Origin of the sequence: Thiomicrorhabdus sp., from assembly GCF_041583835.1 — a bacterium.
In the GTDB taxonomy this organism is placed as follows: Bacteria; Pseudomonadota; Gammaproteobacteria; order Thiomicrospirales; family Thiomicrospiraceae; genus Thiomicrorhabdus.
The window spans coordinates 56079-77524 of the sequence record NZ_JBFHFC010000002.1 but is presented as its reverse complement, the minus strand read 5'-3'; the positions used below and the strand labels follow the sequence as shown (position 1 = coordinate 77524).

Sequence of the window (21446 nt, the reverse complement as noted above, 5' to 3'; positions counted from 1 at the left end):
AATCATTTTTTCCAAAAAAACATCAAATATGACAAGAAAATAAATCCTTCCTAATATTAAGTGATTTTATCTATCCTGCCGGCTCATAAATGAAATGCATCATCAATACGCTTATAAATTTTATCTATTTAATTTAATAAAATTATTTTATTACAATTATTCGAAATAAACACGAACCCCAAGAGCTCTTCCATGCAGATCACGTATAAAACAACCGCCCCGGCACTATTGCTTGGCAGTCCTCTTATTTTGCTGCTCATCAATGACTGGCTGCATTTAAACGGATTAAACACGTTCATTCTTGTATTGATCGGCGGGTTGATGGGAGCGGCTTTAAATTATTTCCATTACGGATTCAGCAGTAGCTTTCGATCCCTTATCAATGAGAATAAAACCGCAGGAATGCGAGCGATCATCTGGATGCTAGGCCTGGCCATTTTTCTATTTGCGCCGCTACTCGCAATGGAACAATGGCAACAGCAAAGCTTCAATGGCTTTATTCGCACACTAAGCCTTTCCATCCCTATCGGCGCTTTTTTGTTTGGTATCGGCATGCAGATAGGTTGCGGCTGCACGTCCGGCACGCTTAATCGAGTCGGACAGTTGCAACCCCTATCTTTCACCACCCTGTTTTTTATGGTTGTAGGCGGCACCTTAGCCGCCTACACCTATACCGACTGGCACAATCTTGCGAGCATCGAACCATTTGCTTTCCAGAGACAGTTCGGATGGGTTATGGGGTTATTGATTCAACTGTTGATCCTGCTTACGCTCTATCTGTTACTAAAACGCATTGAACACAAACGACACGGCCAAATTGAAGCGCTCGCAGGAAAAAAAGACAAAATACCGCAATTTCATCCTTTCCTTTTAGCCGGATTGGGGCTGGCATTCTTGAACGCTACGCTGCTGTTTGCTTCGGGGCAGCCTTGGTCTATCAGCTCGATATTCCCTTACTGGGGAAGTCGTTTAATCGACTTGTTTAATCTGCCTCTAGACTGGAGCTTCTGGGATTACAGCATGGAAAACATGACTCGAATGAACCAAGGTATCTTTGAAAATCAAGTGAGCTTAACCACAATGGGGGTCATCCTGGGCGCATTAATGGTCTCCGCCTTTCACCCGAGGTCAAAAGTGCCCATTAGTTCCCGTGCCGTTATGGGAAGCATCATCGGAGGCATAATTATGGGATTTGGTGCCGTCATGGCATCAGGTTGCAATATCGGCGCTTTTTTCAGCGGCATCGCATCCGGCAGCGGACACGGTTGGGTCTGGTTCATATTTGCCCTGTTCGGCAATATGGTCGGTTTACACTTCAGAAAATACCTGACATAAAAAACGGGCCTATTACGATTAGGCCCGTCCCTATCAAACAACATCAGCAGATCGGCTAAACCGTCATCTAATAATTTCCAACACCATGCTTATATTGATCAAAAAGCACGTCCAAATTACGATCATCCAACTCTATGCCGTCCAGCTCTAAGGTATTGTAATTTTGAAACTTGAATAATTTCGCAAACATCCGGTTGGGAAAACTCTGCAATACCGAATCAAAATTCTCAACACTGAAATTATACTGTTTACGACGATCTGAAATGGCCGAATCCAATTGCTTGAATTGCTTAATAATCACGTGAAAGTTTTCATTGGATTCCATTTCCGGGATCAGTTTAGACAATTGCAATAATTTCTCCAAAGCTCCTTGCAAATAGGCTTCCGCTTGAATAAAACTCTCAACATGTTCAAGCCGTCCGGTCGACTCGGATACGACATGACGCGCTTTCGCCAAACGGGTAAACAGCACCTGCTCATAACTCAAATATTTCTGAACAACGACAACCAGCTTGGGAATTTCAACATCGCGTTTTTTTAATAACACGTCCATACGAGAAAAATTTTCATACACCTGGCGTCTCAGTCGCAACAACCTGACATACAAGCTAATGAAATACAGGGATATTAAAAACGCAGCTGCTAGAATCCAGCCGTTCAGCCCCAAGATATTTTCATAATCAAACACGGTTGTCTCCCTCACAATCCACACAAGTACATATTATTACGTAAGTTACAGGGTGATAGCAAGTAGAAATACTTATATTGTGTAAGGAAAATTACTAGATTGATTTTATCGGGGCGATTCTACCGGCCAGAGCACCGGCAACAACAACGAAACCGGCGGCGGCAAAAAGACACGCTTCCATACCGGCCACCTGATAAATATAACCGGACAATAAGGTTCCGGCCAAACGGCCACCGGCATTCGCCATATAGTAAAACCCGACGTCTTTGGAAGTGCCGTCGGCGTCGGCATAAGAAACGATCAGATAAGAATGGACGGCGGAATTCAAAGCAAAGGCCACCGCAAACAATAACAGGCCGACCAACAAAATCCATTCCGGCTCGTAACTCAAAGTCACCCCCATTACGAAAGGAATGGTAGCGAGTGCAAACGCCAATAACATGGCGGTACGGGATGTCGGCGGATGCGGGCTTTTGCTGCCGGTGATTTTGGGCGCGCTGGCCTGAATGAATCCATAACCTATGACCCAGAGAGCGAGATAAGCACCGATTTCGGTCTCTTCCCATCCCAAGACACTAGCCAGATAGACAGGTAACGCCACCACAAACCAGATGTCACGTGCACCGAATAGAAAAAAACGCGCCGCAGACAAGCCGTTGACCGCCGGGCTTTTCGAGAAGATTTCGCTGAATTTAGACTTGTTTTTGGCTTTACCGAGATCGCTCTCAAGAAACACCAGGGAGACAACCAATGCCAGCACAAGCAGGGCTGACAGAATGTACAAAGCGTTTTCGAAACCGACTGCAGACAACAAGAATGCGCCCAGAAAAAATCCTACGCCTTTCAATGCGTTCTTGGAACCGGTCAACAACGCCACCCAGCGATAGAGTTTACCCTCGGCATCCGAAGCCAGACTCTTGATACTGCTCTTGGCACTCATCTTATTGAGGTCTTTGGCGATACCGGACAGAGCCTGGGCGATCATCACATAAGCGACCGTCAACCACTCCGGATTGACCGTCAGCATCAACAAAGCGCCGATCTGCAAAGCAAGGCCGACATCCATGGTAAGCTTGAGCCCCATCCTTGCACCGACCCATCCGCCGATCAAATTAGTGACGATGCCGAAAAACTCGTAAAGAACGAACAACATGGCAATTTCAAACGGACTAAACCCTTGCTGGTAGAAAAACAACAATACCAACATTCGTAAAGCGCCATCCGTGAGTGTAAAGGCCCAATAATTAGCCGTCACAATACTGTATTGCTGAATTGCATTCATCGATTAGCGTCCATAAAAGCCGAGAGAGCGACTTATTTGCTTAGAAATTTCGTCAAAACGCCCTAGTATAAGAAAACGTTTTACGCCACTATATCGCGATTCAATTTACCGACCTTTAACGCCAATTCCATCATTCGCGCTACATAACCGATTTCATTGTCATACCAAGCCAAGACTTTCAACTGTGTGCCGTCAACCACCATCGTAGACAGGGCATCAATCACGGCAGAACAAGTTTCACCTTCATAATCCACCGAAACCAAAGGGCGTTCTTCATATCCGAGAATATCCTTAAGATAGGTTTCGGAAGCGGTTTTAAACAATTCGTTCACCTCTTCGGCGCTGGTTTTGCGTTCCATTTCCAACACCAAATCCGTCAAAGACGCATTCATCAGCGGTACCCGCACCGCCAATCCGTTCAAACGACCGTTCAATTCAGGGAAAATCGTACCGATTGCCTTAGCGGAACCGGTCGAGGTGGGAATCAGCGACTCGAAACTGGCGCGTGCACGACGTAAATCTTTATGACCGTGATCCACCACCTTTTGAGTATTGGTACGATCGTGCAATGTGGTGATCATGCCATGCTTGATACCGATCTGCTCTTGCAGCACTTTAATAACCGGTGCGATACAGTTGGTGGTACAGGAAGCCGAAGTAATGATCGGATCTTCTCCCGCAACAAATACATCGTCATTGATTCCCATAACGATGTTCTTGATTCCGCCGCTCATCGGAGCCGCTACAATGACCTGCTTCACCCCTTGTTCCAAATAAGGCTGCAAACTTTCTTCAGTACGGAACTTACCCGTCGCCTCAATGACGATGTCGACGCCTAAACCTGCCCAATCGGTATCGGCAATCTGCGCATTTTGCGAATAACCGATCACCTGATCGTTGATCATAATTTGATCGGCATATTCGACGGCCTGATGATGCCAACGTCCATGAGCCGAATCGAAGTTCAACAAGTGAGCCGACCCGTACGCGTCCGTAGCAATCTCGTTGATGTGCACAAACTCGATTCCCGGCCAATCGTAAGCGACACGCAGAGCCAAACGCCCCATTCTTCCAAACCCGTTGATAGCGACTTTAATCATAATGTTTTTCTCTTAGTTACATTGAGATTCAGATATATTTGTTAAAGCATATATTTGAAATTATAGGCCCCTATCCAAAAAGCCAAATGAAGAAAATGTGACAATTTAAGCGGAAACACACAAAACACATCCAATTTTGTCAAAATCCGCTTTCAATTGAGGTTCACTCAAAGAACCACGCTTGAATTCAGCCAATACCGAGCGATACATCGTCGGCATCTGAGCATGCAAAGAATAGTGCATCCACACCCCCTCACGACGCGCCTGAACCAACTCTGCTTTACGCAAATAAGCCAAATGACGTGAAATCACACTCTGAGGTATATCCAGAGCCTCGATCAATGCACACACACAGATTTCAGCATCCGAGTGTAATAATAAGTTAAGAATTCGCAAACGTACGGGTTCGGATAACGCTTTAAAAAATTGAGCACTCTGCTGTAGTTCTGACATAAGCTTAAAACGCTTTCTCGCTAAAATTAAAAAGAATACACCGCAAACTAAATGAGTTTACTGAATAAAAATCAAATAATTTTATATAATACCCCAATTAAATAACCATACTAGTAGGTAGAGTTTCGTAGATGAAAAATCGAGTATTTGACGTTGTCATTGTAGGGGGAGGAATCTCCGGCTGTGCCCTGACCTATATTTTATCTAAATACAGCGACGTCAAATCGATTGCCGTTCTGGAAAAATACGGTTCTTTGGCTCCGCTTAACTCCAATGCGCGAAGCAACAGTCAAACCTTGCACTGCGGCGATATCGAAACCAACTACACTCTTGAGAAAGCGGTCATCGTCAAACGTCAGGCAAACATGCTGGTACGTTATGCCGATCAGGTCGAAAAGAACGATTTCATCTACAAGTTCCCGAAAATGATTCTGGCCGTCGGCGAAGAAGAGTGCGAGCGCCTGGAAGAGCGTCACCATAAATTTGCAGAAGCTTTCCCTTACATGGAATTATGGGATGCCGAGCGAATTGCCGAAGTCGAACCGAGTGTGGCATTGATTAACGGCAAACCTCGCCCGGAAAAAATTCTGGCGTCCGGCTGTACCGACGAATATTCGGCCGTTAACTACGGTAACCTATCGAAATCGTTCATCAACAGTGCACGCAAAAGTAACAAAGAAATTAATGTCTCTTTGGGCACTCAAGTCGAAAAAATTCAGCGTTTCGACGATCACTACGAACTGACCACTCCGCAAGGCACCTTCCTGGCGCATTTCGTTGTCGTATCCGCCGGTGCCCACAGCCTGCTGTTGGCAAACCAATTAGGTCACGGCCTGGACATGTCGATCTTGCCGATGGCAGGAAGCTTTTACTACGTTCCTAAAATGCTTAACGGAAAAGTCTACACCATGCAAAACGACAAGCTACCGTTTGCCGCCCTGCACGGTGACCCTGACTTGGTCGAACTGGAAAAAACCCGTTTGGGACCGACGGCATTGGTACTTCCGAAACTGGAACGCTATACCGGTGGAACCTATTGGGATTTCTGGAAGAGCCTGAAACTCGATTTCAAAGTATTGAAAGTCTTCTGGGATTTGATGAAAGACAGCACCATCCGCAACTATATTTTCCGAAACTTTGCGTTTGAAATTCCATGGCTGCGTCGCAAGCTGTTTGCCAAAGACGCCCAGAAAATCATTCCGGGACTAAAGGCAGAAGATTTGGAATATGCTTCCGGCATTGGCGGGTTACGCCCTCAGGTGATCGACAAAACCACCATGCAACTCAAACTGGGTGAAGCCAGCATCGTACCGGAAAACGAAAACCTGATCTTCAATATGACGCCTTCGCCGGGGGCCACCACCTGTCTTGGTAACGCTTACCGCGACGCCCAAATTATTGCCGAACGTCTTGGCATTGATTTGGACAAGGAAAAATTGGTCGAAGAGCTGTTGGACGGCGAAGATTTACTGTTCTTTAAATAACCTCCGGTTACGTCCGACATGCACTCCGGTTCCCTTCCCGTTCATCTGGTCACAGGCCTGTTGGGAAGCGGCAAAACCACTACGCTAAAACACCTGATTCAGCAAAAACCCGTCAATGAACGTTGGGGAATTCTAATCAACGAATTTGGCGACATCGACATCGATGCCGCCACACTTGACGGCTCGCTCAATCAACCGCAAACGGAACACATTCAAATCAGCCGGGTATCCGGCGGCTGTGTATGCTGTACAGCGCAATTCGGATTGGTACAAGCCATTAACGAACTCTTACAGCACCCTCTTGACCGTCTCTGGATTGAACCGACCGGCTTGGGCCATCCTGCAAAAATTATCGATACCCTCAAACAAACCGGCTTCGCCCGTCCGTTAGCATTACAAGCGATCAACTGCGTCATCACCCCGCAACAACTGACACCACAGCGTTGGCAAAAATCAGCCGTAATGCGCGACCTGGTCAACCTGGCCGACATCATACTGCTTAATAAAACCGACTTAGCTTCGCCTCAAGAGCTTGCTGAAAGTACCGAACTACTTGAAAACCTCTTCCCGGTCAAAACGGCAATTTTTCCGACACGGCATGGAAAAATCGATTTTGAATCGTTGAATCGAACTCACCAAAGCCAGCCTTTCACGCTGATTGAGGGATTAAACGAACATCAAGACCAACTGCAAGCCACGTCGCAAAATTTTTCAAGCCAAATTCCTAAAGTACAGGTCAGCAAATTCTCAAGCGACAACCTTGACGGCCGCCTTCGCGCCATTGGCTGGGTATTTGAGCCTGACGTACAATTCAACCGGGTACAATTAAAGGCTTTTTTTGAATGGCTCTCTCCATTTTTAAGCCGTGCAAAAGGACTGTTAAAAACCGGTAACGAATGGCAACTGGTGAACTGGAGCGATTCAGGGTTGACGTTTTCCGATATTGCCTGGCGCCAGGATAGTCGTCTGGAGCTATTATTTGCAACCGAACTTCCTTTAAAGGAATCGCTCGATTCGCATATTCCCACCAATCTTAAGGACATTGAAATTCAATTACTTAGCTGCATCAACCAACCTAAATAATATTCATTTTTATTTCTGTCCAAGCCCAAAATTTGCTAGAATTGCTCTTTTCATTTTGGTAAGCGGCATTAACCCGCCCAGCCATCCAGAGTACATCTTTAAAATACTCTCTTAAAAGTCGAAGGAAATTGCATGACCAAGAACATGCCCGATATCGCATGCCAACCACATTTCGGCCCGACAGGAAAACTGAACTGGGTAGGAATGAGTGGAATCGAACTCCCCATTTTAGTCAAACAGGCTCAGTCCGACGGTTCGGAATCGGTTGACGTACGCCTATCTTCTCAAACGCAAGCTTATGTAAACTTAGGTGATCCGGAAAGCAAAGGCATCCACATGTCTCGCCTTTATCTATTACTGGATCAAATGGCAACGCAGCAAGCACTGACACCAAAAGTTGTCAAAGCCATTCTGCAAGCCTTTATCGAGTCACACCAGACGTTAAGCACCAATGCATTTGTCGAATTCAAGTTTGACTACTATGAGCGCCGTAACTCGCTAAAGAGTGACAATAGCGGCTGGAAACACTACCCGACGACTCTGCGCGGTGAACTGCGCGACGGTCAATTCGAATGTGAACTGTCGATTGAAATCCCGTATTCTTCAACCTGCCCATGCTCTGCCGCCCTGTCTCGCCAGTTGATTCAGGAGGCGTTTGAAGCCCAGTTCGCAGGACAGGATCTGGATTACAAAACCGTATTGGATTGGTTAGGTACACCGGAAGGGATCAATGCCACACCGCATAGCCAGCGTTCTTACGCACAGGTCAAAGTCAAAGTTCAAGAAAGCGACCACTTGGAGATTTCCACGCTGATCAATCAGATCGAAGACGCCGTACAGACTCCGGTACAAGCAGCGGTAAAACGCGAAGACGAACAGGAATTTGCGCGTTTGAACGCAAGCAACCTGATGTTCTGTGAAGATGCCGGTCGCCGTGTGCAAAACACACTGGAGCAGTGTGACTACATCGACTACTGGGTACGCGTGAACCATCTGGAAAGCCTACATCCGCACGATGCTGTCGCCATCGTCACCAAAGGCATCGAGAATGGTTACATCGACGACCCTAATCTGATGGACCCGATAAAGTAACTTCTCACCGTTCTTTCATAACAAAGCCCGCAATAGCGGGCTTTGTTGTTTTTATAAAAAATCCAAGCAAAGAAATCGAAACGAATATCTCAAAACGGCATAAAACCTAGTTTCAATTTGGGAGATGATTTTGAGGGATTTCCAGGCAAACAAGCGCGAAGTTTAGTAACACTAAATGAGCGCCTGTTTAAGAACGAAATCACCAAAATCAGCCCCAAATCAGAAGTCGCCGCCGGTGATTTCTTTGTATATATGCCGAGCGTTATTCTTGGCTGCCTGATCAAATACAGGACGATCTTTATACATCGATTGATCAACCTTGAGTGCATCTTCCATATTACCGCCGTCATCCACGACTTTCTGGATCGCTTTATGCATGTACACCAGATAATCATAGGTTTGACGCTTAATCGTCTGCATATCGGTCGGCGTGCCGTGTCCGGGAATCACGATGGTATCCATCGGAATCTGATCGAGCATGTTTTTAAAAGACCCTTCCCAGGCGAACGAATCGGTATAACTGAAAAATACCGGCATACGTTCGTTGAAACCCAAATCCCCGGTCAAAAGCACCTTACGTGAAGGAATGTAAGCGCTCGTCGAAGCCGGTGTATGGCCCGGTCCGAAATCTTTCAATAACACGAATTCACCGCCACCGACATCAATCTTCAACTCACCATCGAATGTCGTGAACTTATCCGCCACATTTCTGGCCGATGCAGTAATTTCTTTTCCGACGCGCGTACCCCATTCCTCTTTGATAAAAGAAAATGCCTCGTTGAACTGGTCGTTAGCCATCGTACTTGAATACAAGTTCTTAACGCCGACATCCACCCAGTAACTCGAGCCCAAATAAGCGTGCCCCTGGTTGTTTTCGACCGCCACCCATTTCACCGGTTTATCGGTAACCTGCTTGATTTGTTTGTGCAGACTATACGCAAGAGCCGGATTCGCGCCCGCATTGAAAACAAATACGCCGTCGTTGAAAACGATGAATGAAAGGTTGTTATTAAGTCCGTAGTTGGACGGGTTATGCCAAATCATGCTGCCAACTACGGTATAAACACCGTCCGTCACCTTCACGGCTTTGGGAATCGGGAGCGCCTGACCGATATAGCCCGCCCTCTTCTCGGTACTGATAACGTCTTTGGCGTAAGCGTCCACCGAATCTTCAAGGGTCACACTATAGGAACCCAGCTCCTTGGCGTACCGCTCAAAACCTGCAACATAGGGATCTTCTTCTGCAAAAGCCCCGTTCATCGAACCGAAAAAAACCGACGACATTGCCAGTATTAAGACTCGTCTCTTCATCACTTACCCCCATTTAAGTCCATGATTGCCAAACCATCATAACACTTAAATTCAGTAGGGATTATTACTATGTTCTATCGAGCAAATTAGAATTTTTATGCTCGTAAACATCGAAGATCGTAATTGCCATCGCCGCCATGACCGGACCGAAAAACAACCCGATCACACCGAAATGAATCAATCCGGCAAAAGTCGATAAAACCGTCAATAAGGTATGGTTTGCAACCGCTAAGTCTGCGCCGGCTTTTCCCAAAGAACGGGTGATTTTGTTAATCATAACCGGACGCATGATGTTATCGATCACAAACCCGGTAACCACGACACCCCAGAAAGCGATAACGGCCGCACTAATGTAATCGCCTTGTGCAATCAGAAAGAGCATGACGGGAATCCAGACCAACGCCGCGCCTACCACCGGAATAAACGATGCCACTGCAATCGCCATTCCGATAAACATACCGGGAAGTCCCAATAACCAAGCGACAATTGCAAATGAAAGCCCCTGCATTAATGCAATTCCCAAGACCGACAGTGTTAATACCGTCGATAAACTGGCGAAACGATCCATCACCATCTGGTCGTAATGATTTTCAAGAGGCGACAGAATTTTAAGATGATGTGCGATTTTATGACCGTCACGATAGAAGAAAAACAGGGCGAACACCGACAAACCGATAAAGGTCACGAATGAAGAAGTGCTGCCGACAATCCCTTCCAACAGAAACAGCGTGATCTTCTGGGCAAAGGAGATGATCTTTTCCGAATTGTTCTTCAACTGCTCCAAGGCACTGAGTTGTGCCTCGTTGCTCAACGGCAAATAACTCAATAAGGTCTGATTCAATTTCGCCAGGCTTTCCGCATCCTGCTGCGAAAACCAGGCTTGGGCGCTGCCGTACAAATTCCCCACCTGCAAACTGACTTCCACCAACAAATAGGTTACAGGCGCAATAACCCCAACAAACACCAGCAAACTCATTGCTGTAGCGGCCATGGTCTCCGAGCCATTCATGCGCGACAGTATCCGGCTATAGAACCCGTAACTTGCGGTCGCCAATATCATCGCAAAAAACAATGCCTCTAAAAAAGGTGAAAACAACCACAGCAAGCCAAACAGCGCCAACAACAGTAAAATGAGTAAAAAGCCTTCCTCATAGGGAGCATTTGAACGCATAATAGACCTCAGAAAGTATTCGCGAAAAATAAAGAGTACCCTACCATGAACCAAAAAATTGAAAAAGTGATAATTCGCCCGGAAGGCTCTCTACAGATACTCTCCTATCAAGAAGCCGAACAGCTCAGCGACATGAGTGCCGGAGGCCTGAACGACCTGCTTCGCCAATGCGCTTTGGCGGTTCTCAACACCGGCTCCAAAGAAGACAGCGGCTTGGCATTGTTGGAAGCTTACCCGGATTTCGAAATCGAGGTCGCGGTCAAAGGCCGTGGGGTACAACTCATCATTACGCATCCGCCGCAGCATGCATTTGTCGATGGAGAGATGATTGCCGGTCTCAAAGAGCATCTCTATGCCGTACTGCGCGACCTGGTCTACGCCCGTAACGAAATTCTGGAATCGGGACAGTACGACCTGAACGACAGCTTGGGCATCACCAATGCCATATTCCATATCGCACGTAATGCCCGACTATTACACCCGGGCGCCATTCCAAACGTCATCGTCTGTTGGGGCGGACACTCCATTTCAAGGGAAGAATACGACTACTCAAAGCATCAGGGATATGAACTCGGTCTGCGCAGCCTAGATATCTGCACGGGTTGCGGTCCGGGCGCAATGAAAGGCCCGATGAAGGGCGCCGTACTCGGACACGGCAAACAACGTTACGCCAAGGGACGCTACATCGGCATCAGCGAACCGGGCATTATCGCCGCCGAAGCGCCGAACGCTATCGTCAACGAACTGTGCATTCTGCCGGACATCGAAAAACGTCTGGAAGCGTTCGTACGCATCGGCCACGGCATCATCGTTTTCCCGGGCGGCGTCGGTACGATGGAAGAGATTCTTTATCTCATCAGCATTCTGCTGCATCCCAAGAACAAAGAAATGCCGTTTCCGTTGGTGCTAACCGGACCGGAAAGCAGCCGTGGTTACTTCGACAGCATCCGAGAATTTATATCGATCACGCTGGGCGAACCGGCGCTGACACTTTTGAACATTGTCATCGACAATACCAACCTGGTCGCGCAACAAATGAAACAGGCCATGCAAAAAGTGCGGGAAGATAGAAAAGAAACCAGCGACGCCTACTACTACAACTGGCGTCTGCACATTGAACTCGACCAACAGCAACCGTTCATTCCGACTCACGCCAACATGGCGAACCTAAACCTGCATAAAGACCAACCGATACATTTGTTAGCCAGCCAATTGCGCAAAGCGTTTTCGGGGATCGTCGCCGGTAACGTCAAGGCGGACGGCATCCGAGAGATCGAATTCCACGGACCTTTCGAACTCAATGGCGATCCGGAAATCATGCAGGCAATGGACACGCTCTTACAGAGTTTTGTTGAACAAAAACGCATGAAAATCGACGCAAGCACGTATAATCCCTGCTATAAGATTATTCGTTGATTAAACCATTCTGAGATTCGCATGACATTTGAAGATTTCGACCTAGATGAAGCACTCTTAAGTGCCGTTAACAAGCAGGCTTTCCACAAACCGACTCCGGTTCAGGCAGAAGTGATTCCAGCCATGTTGGAACGCCACGATGTCTTGGCCGGTGCCGCAACCGGAACCGGTAAAACGGCTGCATTCGTGTTACCTCTATTGCAATACCTGCTGGACGAACCCAAACACGTTCGTCATCCCCGCGCCCTGCTACTTGCACCGACACGGGAACTGGCGTTCCAAATCCACAAGGTTATCAAACAGCTCGGAACTTTCTGCGAATTCAAAACCGCTATCATCACCGGCGGTTTCGACAAGAAAAATCAGTTTAAAACGCTGGCCGAACCGTTCGACATTCTGGTTTCGACCCCAGGTCGCTTAACCTATCTAATGGGCGAAGGCGCGGTCAATCTGTCCGAAATCGAAATGGTCATCATCGACGAAGCCGATCGTATGCTCGACATGGGGCAAGGTAAAGACGTGCTTGCTTTGCTTGACGCCATTCCCGGAGATTTCCAAGCTGGTCTGTTCTCTGCCACTTTAGCAGGAAGCGGCGTGCGTAAATTCGCCGAAGACATTCTCGACGAACCGGTCACCATCCAGATTGAAGCGCCTAACCAAAAGTCCGAACAAATCCAACAAGTGGTTTACTTGGCAAACGACAAAGCCCACAAACAGGCATTGCTTGAAAACATTCTAAATGACGCTTCGTGCCAAAGTGCGATTGTCTTTTGTAATAAGAAAGAACGTGCAATTGAAGTGACCGACTGGTTACAGTCGCGCAACATTTCCGCCCAGGTTTTACACGGCGACTTCATCCAAGCGGTGCGCATGGAAAAGATGCACAAATTCAAAACCGGTAAAATCCGGGTATTGGTCGCTACCGATGTTGCGGCTCGTGGTTTGGATCTACTGAACGTTACCCACGTCATCAACTACGACATGCCTTTCCGCGGAGACATTTACATTCACCGCATCGGCCGTACCGGACGTGCCCAACAGGTCGGTATCGCCGTTAACTTGGTAGAGCGTCACGACATCGAACACCTGCAACGTATCGAGTACCACCTTCAACAGAGTCTGCCGGTTGCAAAAATCGAAGGTCTTGAAGCTAACTTCAAACTTAAAGACGTCCTGAAAAAAGCGTCTACCAAAAAGAAGAAGAAAACAGCCGCCAAGAAAAAAAGCAAAAAATAGAACGCACTGAGCCGAACAGATTCGTTCGGCTTATGGAACTTTTCTAATTTCTTTACCAACCTCAAAGACATAAAAAAAGCGGTGAATCTAATAGATAACCGCTTTCTTCTTTTCTCAATCTACTTAATATTCTTGACTCAGACTTCGTCTTGCCTCGGCATAGTCGACAGCACATCCAGGTAGTAATGCGCCATCGCAATAACCGCCAGAACCGGTGCAAACAAACTCAATACCGGCAACAGACTCAAAGCGAAAAAACCGCCTAAAGTTAACGTAGACGTCCAATTACCGAGCGGCTTGACCTCATTGAAAATTTTCTCCGGCAAGATCACCTGCCCGACATCCAACACCACCGAATAACGGAAGAACAGGAATCCAAGCAGCCAAAACCAAAGAATATTGATTAATGGAATGAACAGCATCGGAACGGTCACCAAAAACAGCAGCAACATCAACAACCCAAACTTCAAGAGCTTCCATAGCATGCCTGACATGGTGCCATGTCCCTCGTAATGGGTGTGCGGGTAATGCTTATCATGAACCGCTTTCACCAGACTGTCGGTCATAAAACCGGTGATCACCATTGCAAACAAAAGAATTAGGTAACTGCCTAGAAGCACGCCCAGTACACCGGCGATTACCGTAATCACAAACCCCAGAATCCACAGCAGCATCCCGCCAATCAACGGGATCGCACCGATTGTCTGTTCGGCGGACGTGGTCCAACTGTTGAAGTCCTGAACCATCGGACTCTGGGTGACGAAGTCGCTCATCATGAAGAATCCGAAAATACCGTATCCCATCAGAGACACCAATACGATCGCAGCTCCGAAAGGAATAAACAGGCGCCACAGAATCGCCGGCTCTTTCAAATCCGCCAGCGTTTTCCAAAACAGGTCGAAAGTTGTCATGACTACTTGATCCAGATGGATTTAATGTTAGTGAACTCGCGGATACCGTACACCGACAGCTCACGGCCGTAACCGGAGTTCTTGACACCGCCGAACGGCAATCTCGGATCGGAGAAGGTCGTGCTGTTGATATAGGTCGCGCCCGATTCCATACCACGCGCCATGGTCTCGGCCGTGGCAAGATCATCGCTCCAGATCGAACCGCCCAAGCCGAAATCGACCGAATTGGCAATGCCCAATGCATGAGCCGGTTCGCTGGCCTTCAGTACAATAGCCACAGGACCGAAAAATTCTTCGTTATAAGCCGGCATGTTACTGGTGACATCGGTCAGGATGGTCGGAGCATAATAACAGCCGGGACGATCCAATTGATAACCGCCAGTGACGATTTTCGCCCCTAGCTCGACCGAACGCATGACTTGATCGTGCAGCTCGTCCAAAAGATCCTGGCGTGCCATCGGTGCCAGTGTGGTTTCCGAATCCATCGGATCGCCGGCCACGAAATGCGATTCGATTGCCTGCTTGAACTGTTCAATGAAATCGTTTGCGATGAACTGATCGACAATGAAACGTTTCGCAGCGATGCAGCTCTGCCCCATATTCCCGAAACGCCCTTTGATCGCCCCCTCGATGGCCGCTTGCATATTAGCGTTGTCCAATACGATGAACGCATCCGAACCGCCCAATTCCAATACCGTCTTCTTCAATTCCGAACCGGCAATGCTCGCGACCTGACGGCCTGCCGGTTCGCTACCGGTCAAAGCGACGCCGCGAACGGCCGGATGGCGAATCACGCTTTCGACCTGCGAAGCTGAAATCATCAAAGTGGTCATACTGTATTCAGGGAAACCGGCCTTGCGGAAAACTTCCTCGATCGCCAAGGCGCACTGTGGTACGTTTGAAGCGTGTTTCAACAAGACAACATTACCTGCGACCAAGGCCGGTGCAGCCTGACGGAACAACTGCCAGAAAGGGTAGTTCCAAGGCATCACGGCCAAAATCACACCTAACGGCAGGTAAGCGACATAACTTTTGCTGGCATCGGTTTCGACCATTTCATCGGCCAGAAATGCCGGACCGTTTTCGGCGTAAAACTCGCACACCCAAGCCGACTTTTCAATTTCCGCTTCCGCTTCCGCAAACGTCTTACCCATTTCCAAGGTAATCAATTCGGCCAACAGATCACTGTCGTCACGCAACACATCGGCAACCCGTCGCATCAATGCACAGCGGTCTTCAATCGGCGTCAATTTTGACCAATCCGGAAACTGATACCCGGCCTGCGTCACCACTTCGTCCAGAGTTTCCTGATCCCAGACGTCAAATTCCGCTAATAATTCACCCGTCGCTGGGTTGATCGACTGCATCGCCATGTGTACTCCTAAAATCGTTTACGCTGTAACCGCCTGCTGAGCCCAAGCTGCAGCGGAAAGAAAATTATTACTGATTTGTGCAATGCCCAAACCTTCGAATTCAAGATCTTTCGCTTCATCCGGACGGTTTTGCATGACATTCAAAATATCCAGCACATGCCCCATCGGGCCGCTGTGATTGACTAAAGCGTCACTCAATTCAAGGCTTAGCGGCAAAGCTTCGACCACCTCGTTGATTGGCGTTTTAAAATAAGCATCCAGGTTAGAAAGCAAACCGACAAGGAAGAAACTGTCTTTATCGTGGGGCTTTCCACTCTGACTAGACATCAACTCGCAGAACTTGGCGTTCAATAAAGAAGTTGTCAACAACTCCTGGGGAACGTCTTCCAAACTCGATAACATCAATAAATTGACCCAAAACTTCAATCGCTTTAGACCCATATATTTCAAACCGTCGGCAATATTTTCAACACGTACCGGAATGTCGTTGGCCGGATGGTTAATCGCCATCAGCAGCTTGTGGCTCAACCCGACATCCTGGGAAATAATCGAAGTTAATTCCGCAAAATCGGTTTCGGCAGAGTTAACTTTGGCCATTAGCTGCAAAAGGCTCATCGGGTTACCGGATAACTTTCGTCCGTTAACGACCGTCGGATTAGTGAAAAAGTAACCCTGAAAATAATCGAATCCAAGCTGCTTTAAATGATTAAACTCATCCTCGTTCTCTACCGCCTCGGCAATCACTTTAATACCGCGCTCGTGAAGATGTTCGACCATCTCTTTTAGCTGAATTTCACTAAAATTCCGTACTTGAAACTTTGCGTAGCCGGTTATAGTTGATAACTTTTCGCAAGCCCCGTCCGCCGAATATTCGTCAAGCAGAAAATGATAGCCTTTCATCTTCAGCTCTTTAAGGTTTCTAAGAACGTCGACCTTGTCCAAAATATCGGTTGTTACCTCAAGCACCACCAAGTGATCGGAACTAAATTTATCGATACGATCCAGTGAAAGCATACTGGCAGGTAGGTGCAGCATAGAGGGATAACTTCCGACAATGGCTTGAAAGCCGATATTATTCTCGGTTTCATCGATCAACTCTTCCGTGGCTAACAAGGAATGGACATTGGGATTCATTCCTTGATGAAACCGCAGCTCATAAGCGTACAACTTCATATCACCATCCAAAATGGGCTGGCGACCGATATAAACCTCAGAATTGTGCATATGTTTTTTTACCTTGACTGTGGCTCGATAAATTACTTAAACCTTACGACGTTTCCTACGTACATTCAAGCAATATCGAGACTTGAAACTCTAGCAACCCTGCCCTTATTTTCGACATCCTGTCTTTTTTTAATTTACGTTTTAATTTACGATCAAAATTAACGGTTGAACAATAAACGCTGTCCCGGCGTAAATTCGGAGAATTCACCCTTATAATATTTCAGCTCACCCGAAACGATTGTCCCGATGACGGTCGACTTGAAGGTATGCCCTTCCCACGGCGACCACTGACACTTGTATAAGATATGCTCTTTGTCGTCGGTATGGGGTTTATTCATATCCACCAACACCAAATCCGCCCAGTAGCCTTCGCGAATAAAGCCGCGGTCTTCAATTTGATAACGGATCGCCACATTATGCGCTGTTTTTTGAACCACGGTATACAGGTCAAATACCCCTTCGTGCACCATGTCCAACAGAGCCGATAACGACTGCTGAACCTGAGGCAACCCGGAAGGCGCGGTAAAGTATTTATTGTGTTTTTCCGCATCGGTATGAGGCGCATGGTCGGTAGCGATGATATCGATACGCCCGTCACGAACAGCTTGGCGAATAGCATCGCGATCCGATTGCTTTTTGATTGCCGGATTACACTTAATATATGCCCCTTTGGTTGCATAATCTTCATCCGTAAACCACAGATGATGCACACACGCTTCCGCTGTAATCTTCTTACCCTCAACCGGGCCCGGCTCGAACAGTTCCATCTCTTCGGCAGTGGTCAAATGCAGAATGTGCAAATCCGCACCGGTTTCTTTCGCCAAATCCACGGCAAAAGAAGACGATTTGTAACAAGCCTCGCGACAACGGATATCGGGGTGCGCTTCCATCGGCACATCTTCACCGTACTGTTCACGATATTTGGCTTCTTGCGCCTGAATCATCGGCGTGTCTTCACAGTGCGTGGTAATCAGTGTCGGACTATAAGTGAAAATTTCGCGCAACGCCTGTTCGCGATCCACCAACATATTTCCGGTCGACGCGCCCATGAACACTTTTACACCGCAAACATTACGCGGATTTACTTTTTTCAGCTCTTCGATGTTGTCGTTGGTCGCGCCAAAATAAAACGAATAATTAACCCAAGACTTCTGTGCTCCAATCTGATACTTTGCTTCCAGATTCTCGATGGTCGTGGTCGTCGGCTTGACGTTCGGCATATCCATAAATGCGGTCGTTCCACCTGCCAGAGCCGCTTTAGATTCGGTTGCGATATCCCCCTTGCTCGTCAATCCGGGATCCCTAAAATGCACTTGATCGTCAATCATACCCGGCAACAAGGTCAGACCCCGGGCATCGATCACTTCGTCGACCTCCGCTTCGATTTTGTCTGCAATCTTAGCGATACGACCGTCTTGAACCAGAACGTCCGCAACCCAGCTCTTACCTTCATTAACAAGGGTGGCCTGAGAGATCAACATGCTTTTTAGGGGTTCATTCATCACAACACTCTTCCTTTTTGGCCGTTTATAAGCCACGTTAAGCTCAAATATTGACTGCTATTTTATCCTGAAACCCTCTCCACGGGTGGGTCTTTTTTTACAAATAGCCCAGGGACACGGGTAAAATAAAACACTCTTTTTTATCTTCAACCGTTCAAGGCCAAATTATGAATCCGATCAAGTGGTTGCTTATTGGCATCGTGCGCTTCTATCAGTTATTTATCAGCCCCATACTCGGACCGCGCTGCCGCTTTTATCCCACTTGTTCCAGCTACACCATCGAAGCCATTCAAAAACACGGTGTACTCTGCGGGAGCTGGCTTGCCGTTAAGCGCATCGGCCGATGTCATCCCGCCAATCCAGGCGGCGTCGACCCGGTTCCAACTTGCGGATGCCATTCAAAATCGGACTGCCGGGAACAACCTGACGATAATGAAGAAAGCGTTGAAACCGCTACTAAAGAGTCTAAAGATCGGAGGGAATCGCCGCCATGAAATTCCCACTTCAATTTCATGGCGCTGTCATATTTTTCGGGCAAAATAGTCTACAATAATCAGACTCATTTTCGAAAGCGCCATTAATACTCTCGAATACTCAGTTCAACATAACAAAGGTAAGGCCATGCAAACAGACAACGAGACGATTACGACTGAAACTTTCCCTCGCTACATTAACCGCGAACGCAGTCTTTTAGAATTCAATCGTCGTGTCCTGGCCCAAGCCAAAAATCCTGAGATTCCATTATTGGAGCGCCTGAAGTATCTCTGCATTTCCAGCAGCAACATGGATGAATTCTTTGAAGTTAGATTAGCAAGCCTTTATGAACTGCGCTGCGAACCTAACGCCCGTACCCGTCCGGATGACATGGTGCCTCAAGAAGCGATCGACATGCTGGGTGAAGTGGCGCATGAAATCGTAGAAGATCAATATCACACCCTAAACAATGTTTTAATTCCCGACCTGGAAAAAGAAAACATTCGTTTTCTACGCCGCAATCACTGGAGTGATCAACACAAAGAGTGGATTCGTAATTACTTCATCGATTCTTTACACCCGGTTCTCAGCCCGATGGGACTTGATCCGTCTCATCCGTTTCCGAAAATTCTTAACAAGAGTTTAAACTTCATCGTCTCCTTGGAAGGCAAAGATGCTTTTGGCCGCTCTAACGGTCTGGCGGTCGTGCAAGTACCGCGTTCGCTACCTCGCCTAATTAAATTACCGAGTGAAGCGACTGACGGCGAAAACGATTTTGTCTTCCTCTCTTCGGTTTTGCATGCCAATGTTTCCACGCTGTTCCCGGGCATGACGGTTACCGGCTGTTACCAATTTCGCGTAACCCGCAACACCAACCTGTTTATCGACGAAGAAGAAGTCGAAGACATTATGCGTGCACTTAAAGGCGAACTGTCGGGCCGTCAATACGGCGGTGCGATTCGTTTGGAAGTAGCGGACAACTGTCCGAAACACATGGTCGATTACCTTCTGGATCAATTCAACCTAAACGAAGATGCACTCTATCAGGTCAACGGCCCGGTCAACCTTCACCGCTTGAATGCCGTACCGGATTTAGTCAACCGCGCCGACCTGCTGTTTCCTCCGTATACGCCGAAACAGATCAACAAACCAAAGCCGAACAAAACCTTCCGTCTGTTCCAGCGCAAAAAGGAAAGCGAAAGCCTGTTTGACCGTATTAAACGTAAAGACCTGCTGCTTCACCACCCTTATGACGCCTTCACACCGGTGATCGATTTTTTGCAGCAGGCAGCAGTGGATCCGGATGTCCTTGCAATTCGCATGACGTTATATCGAACCGGTGAAAACTCGGCCATCATTGACGCATTGGAAAAAGCCGCCCGCAACGGTAAGGAAGTCACCGCGGTAATCGAACTACGCGCCCGTTTCGACGAAGACACCAACATCCTGCAAGCCACTCGTTTGCAAGATGCCGGCGTGCATGTCGTATATGGCGTCGTCGGTTATAAAACCCACGCCAAGATGGTTTTGATCGTTCGCCGTGAAAACGACAAATTGCGCCATTACACCCACTTGGGAACCGGTAACTATCACCACATCACTACCCGTTTCTACACCGATTTCGGCTTATTTACCGCCAACCCGGCGATCGGACGCGATGCCTCCAAAATCTTCCAACAGCTTACCAGCCTGGGAGAAAGTAAAGGCCTGGAAGTCTTGCTGCAATCACCTTTCACCCTGCAAACCGGAATGATCGAGCGCATACAACGCGAGGCTGAACATGCTCGCCAAGGCAAATCGGCACGTATCATTGCCAAAATGAACGGTTTGCAGGAACAAGGCATCATTGACGCCTTGTATGAAGCCTCTCAAGCGGGTGTTAAAATCGACCTCATCATCCGAGGCATGTGCAGCCTTCGTCCAGGCATTCCGGGATTATCCGAAAACATTAAAGTCACCAGCATCGTTGGCCGTTTTTTGGAACACCATCGCGTCTATTATTTTGAGAACAATAGCGCACAACCGGAACTATACTGTTCGAGCGCCGACTGGATGGGACGAAATCTATTCTCGCGCGTAGAAACCTGCTTTCCGATTTTGGATCAAAATTGTTTTCAACAAGTCTATACAGAAGGCTTGGCCATCTACCTGGAAGACAACGTCAATGCTTGGATATTGCAACCGGACGGCACCTACATCCAGCGTACGCCAAACGGATCACCTGCCTTTAGTGCGCAACAGGCTCTAATAGAAAAATATAGCAGTTGAGTCCCCGCGCCCCTTTCCGCCAGGAAGTTTAAAACCGTTTTAT

Annotated in this window: 18 protein-coding genes; 8 read left to right on the top strand and 10 right to left on the bottom strand. The window is 47.6% G+C overall.

Features of this window, described 5'->3' with window-relative positions; translation table 11 throughout:
- Positions 1-192 precede the first annotated feature (192 nt).
- Positions 193-1335 (top strand): YeeE/YedE thiosulfate transporter family protein, encoded by a 1143-nt coding sequence (locus ABY044_RS01540; protein ID WP_373017434.1) that lies wholly within the window; start codon positions 193-195, stop codon positions 1333-1335.
- Between the two features lie 67 nt (positions 1336-1402).
- Here ABY044_RS01540 and ABY044_RS01535 read toward each other — a convergent pair whose 3' ends face one another.
- The 4 genes from ABY044_RS01535 to ABY044_RS01520 form a co-directional block, all read right to left on the bottom strand.
- Complete coding sequence (locus ABY044_RS01535) at positions 1403-2023, bottom strand: LemA family protein (RefSeq protein WP_373017432.1); 621 nt, start codon at positions 2021-2023, stop codon at positions 1403-1405.
- Between the two features lie 94 nt (positions 2024-2117).
- Positions 2118-3305, bottom strand: coding sequence for an organoarsenical effux MFS transporter ArsJ (gene arsJ / locus ABY044_RS01530; protein WP_373017430.1), 1188 nt, complete (start codon positions 3303-3305; stop codon positions 2118-2120).
- An 80-nt stretch (positions 3306-3385) separates the two neighbouring features.
- Complete coding sequence (locus ABY044_RS01525; RefSeq protein ID WP_373017720.1) at positions 3386-4408, bottom strand: ArsJ-associated glyceraldehyde-3-phosphate dehydrogenase; 1023 nt, start codon at positions 4406-4408, stop codon at positions 3386-3388.
- A 102-nt stretch (positions 4409-4510) separates the two neighbouring features.
- Positions 4511-4858 (bottom strand): ArsR/SmtB family transcription factor, encoded by a 348-nt coding sequence (locus ABY044_RS01520; protein WP_373017428.1) that lies wholly within the window; start codon positions 4856-4858, stop codon positions 4511-4513.
- A 131-nt stretch (positions 4859-4989) separates the two neighbouring features.
- On the opposite strand from ABY044_RS01520, the gene ABY044_RS01515 reads away from it, so the two are divergent.
- The 3 genes from ABY044_RS01515 (at position 4990) to folE2 (ending at position 8517) form a co-directional block, all read left to right on the top strand.
- Positions 4990-6342 (top strand): FAD-dependent oxidoreductase, encoded by a 1353-nt coding sequence (locus ABY044_RS01515; RefSeq protein WP_373017426.1) that lies wholly within the window; start codon positions 4990-4992, stop codon positions 6340-6342.
- 18 nt (positions 6343-6360) lie between these two features.
- Positions 6361-7425, top strand: a complete 1065-nt coding sequence (locus ABY044_RS01510) for a GTP-binding protein (protein WP_373017424.1) — start codon at positions 6361-6363, stop codon at positions 7423-7425.
- Positions 7426-7557: 132 nt separating this feature from the next.
- On the top strand, positions 7558-8517 hold the full coding sequence (gene folE2 / locus ABY044_RS01505; protein WP_373017422.1) for a GTP cyclohydrolase FolE2: 960 nt from the start codon (positions 7558-7560) through the stop codon (positions 8515-8517).
- Positions 8518-8736: 219 nt separating this feature from the next.
- Here the strand turns inward: folE2 and ABY044_RS01500 are convergent, their stop codons facing one another.
- Complete coding sequence (locus tag ABY044_RS01500) at positions 8737-9828, bottom strand: MBL fold metallo-hydrolase (RefSeq protein ID WP_373017420.1); 1092 nt, start codon at positions 9826-9828, stop codon at positions 8737-8739.
- Between the two features lie 67 nt (positions 9829-9895).
- Positions 9896-10999 (bottom strand): AI-2E family transporter, encoded by a 1104-nt coding sequence (locus tag ABY044_RS01495; protein WP_373017418.1) that lies wholly within the window; start codon positions 10997-10999, stop codon positions 9896-9898.
- A 45-nt stretch (positions 11000-11044) separates the two neighbouring features.
- On the opposite strand from ABY044_RS01495, the gene ppnN reads away from it, so the two are divergent.
- A complete protein-coding gene (ppnN, locus tag ABY044_RS01490; RefSeq protein ID WP_373017416.1) occupies positions 11045-12415 on the top strand; it encodes a nucleotide 5'-monophosphate nucleosidase PpnN in 1371 nt (456 codons plus the stop codon).
- Positions 12416-12436: 21 nt separating this feature from the next.
- Positions 12437-13651: a DEAD/DEAH box helicase gene (locus ABY044_RS01485; RefSeq protein ID WP_373017414.1), complete on the top strand. Its 1215-nt coding sequence runs from the start codon at positions 12437-12439 to the stop codon at positions 13649-13651.
- 137 nt (positions 13652-13788) lie between these two features.
- Here ABY044_RS01485 and ABY044_RS01480 read toward each other — a convergent pair whose 3' ends face one another.
- The 4 genes from ABY044_RS01480 to ABY044_RS01465 all read right to left on the bottom strand — a co-directional run bounded on the left by ABY044_RS01480 (position 13789) and on the right by ABY044_RS01465 (position 18661).
- Positions 13789-14562: an EI24 domain-containing protein gene (locus ABY044_RS01480; RefSeq protein ID WP_373017412.1), complete on the bottom strand. Its 774-nt coding sequence runs from the start codon at positions 14560-14562 to the stop codon at positions 13789-13791.
- Positions 14563-14564: 2 nt separating this feature from the next.
- Complete coding sequence (locus ABY044_RS01475; protein WP_373017410.1) at positions 14565-15935, bottom strand: NAD-dependent succinate-semialdehyde dehydrogenase; 1371 nt, start codon at positions 15933-15935, stop codon at positions 14565-14567.
- An 18-nt stretch (positions 15936-15953) separates the two neighbouring features.
- Positions 15954-17159, bottom strand: coding sequence for an EAL and HDOD domain-containing protein (locus ABY044_RS01470; RefSeq protein ID WP_373017408.1), 1206 nt, complete (start codon positions 17157-17159; stop codon positions 15954-15956).
- Positions 17160-17317: 158 nt separating this feature from the next.
- Entirely contained in the window at positions 17318-18661 is a 1344-nt protein-coding gene (locus tag ABY044_RS01465; RefSeq protein ID WP_373017406.1) for a dihydroorotase, read from the bottom strand.
- A 185-nt stretch (positions 18662-18846) separates the two neighbouring features.
- Between ABY044_RS01465 and yidD the strand changes: the two genes are divergently transcribed.
- Complete coding sequence (gene yidD / locus ABY044_RS01460; RefSeq protein ID WP_373017404.1) at positions 18847-19155, top strand: membrane protein insertion efficiency factor YidD; 309 nt, start codon at positions 18847-18849, stop codon at positions 19153-19155.
- A 127-nt stretch (positions 19156-19282) separates the two neighbouring features.
- On the top strand, positions 19283-21403 hold the full coding sequence (gene ppk1, locus ABY044_RS01455; RefSeq protein ID WP_373017402.1) for a polyphosphate kinase 1: 2121 nt from the start codon (positions 19283-19285) through the stop codon (positions 21401-21403).
- Positions 21404-21446 lie beyond the last annotated feature (43 nt).

Excerpts from the sequence above, each read along its gene's own strand:
- ppk1 (WP_373017402.1), top strand. The coding sequence starts at position 19,283 with ATGCAAACAGACAACGAGACGATTACGACTGAAACTTTCCCTCGCTAC.
- ABY044_RS01540 (WP_373017434.1), top strand. The coding sequence starts at position 193 with ATGCAGATCACGTATAAAACAACCGCCCCGGCACTATTGCTTGGCAGT.
- arsJ (WP_373017430.1), bottom strand. The coding sequence starts at position 3,305 with ATGAATGCAATTCAGCAATACAGTATTGTGACGGCTAATTATTGGGCC.
- ABY044_RS01495 (WP_373017418.1), bottom strand. The coding sequence starts at position 10,999 with ATGCGTTCAAATGCTCCCTATGAGGAAGGCTTTTTACTCATTTTACTG.
- ABY044_RS01510 (WP_373017424.1), top strand. The coding sequence starts at position 6,361 with ATGCACTCCGGTTCCCTTCCCGTTCATCTGGTCACAGGCCTGTTGGGA.
- ABY044_RS01485 (WP_373017414.1), top strand. The coding sequence starts at position 12,437 with ATGACATTTGAAGATTTCGACCTAGATGAAGCACTCTTAAGTGCCGTT.
- ABY044_RS01475 (WP_373017410.1), bottom strand. The coding sequence starts at position 15,935 with ATGGCGATGCAGTCGATCAACCCAGCGACGGGTGAATTATTAGCGGAA.
- ABY044_RS01520 (WP_373017428.1), bottom strand. The coding sequence starts at position 4,858 with ATGTCAGAACTACAGCAGAGTGCTCAATTTTTTAAAGCGTTATCCGAA.
- folE2 (WP_373017422.1), top strand. The coding sequence starts at position 7,558 with ATGACCAAGAACATGCCCGATATCGCATGCCAACCACATTTCGGCCCG.
- ABY044_RS01470 (WP_373017408.1), bottom strand. The coding sequence starts at position 17,159 with ATGCACAATTCTGAGGTTTATATCGGTCGCCAGCCCATTTTGGATGGT.
- ABY044_RS01500 (WP_373017420.1), bottom strand. The coding sequence starts at position 9,828 with ATGAAGAGACGAGTCTTAATACTGGCAATGTCGTCGGTTTTTTTCGGT.
- ppnN (WP_373017416.1), top strand. The coding sequence starts at position 11,045 with ATGAACCAAAAAATTGAAAAAGTGATAATTCGCCCGGAAGGCTCTCTA.
- ABY044_RS01515 (WP_373017426.1), top strand. The coding sequence starts at position 4,990 with ATGAAAAATCGAGTATTTGACGTTGTCATTGTAGGGGGAGGAATCTCC.
- ABY044_RS01480 (WP_373017412.1), bottom strand. The coding sequence starts at position 14,562 with ATGACAACTTTCGACCTGTTTTGGAAAACGCTGGCGGATTTGAAAGAG.
- ABY044_RS01465 (WP_373017406.1), bottom strand. The coding sequence starts at position 18,661 with ATGAATGAACCCCTAAAAAGCATGTTGATCTCTCAGGCCACCCTTGTT.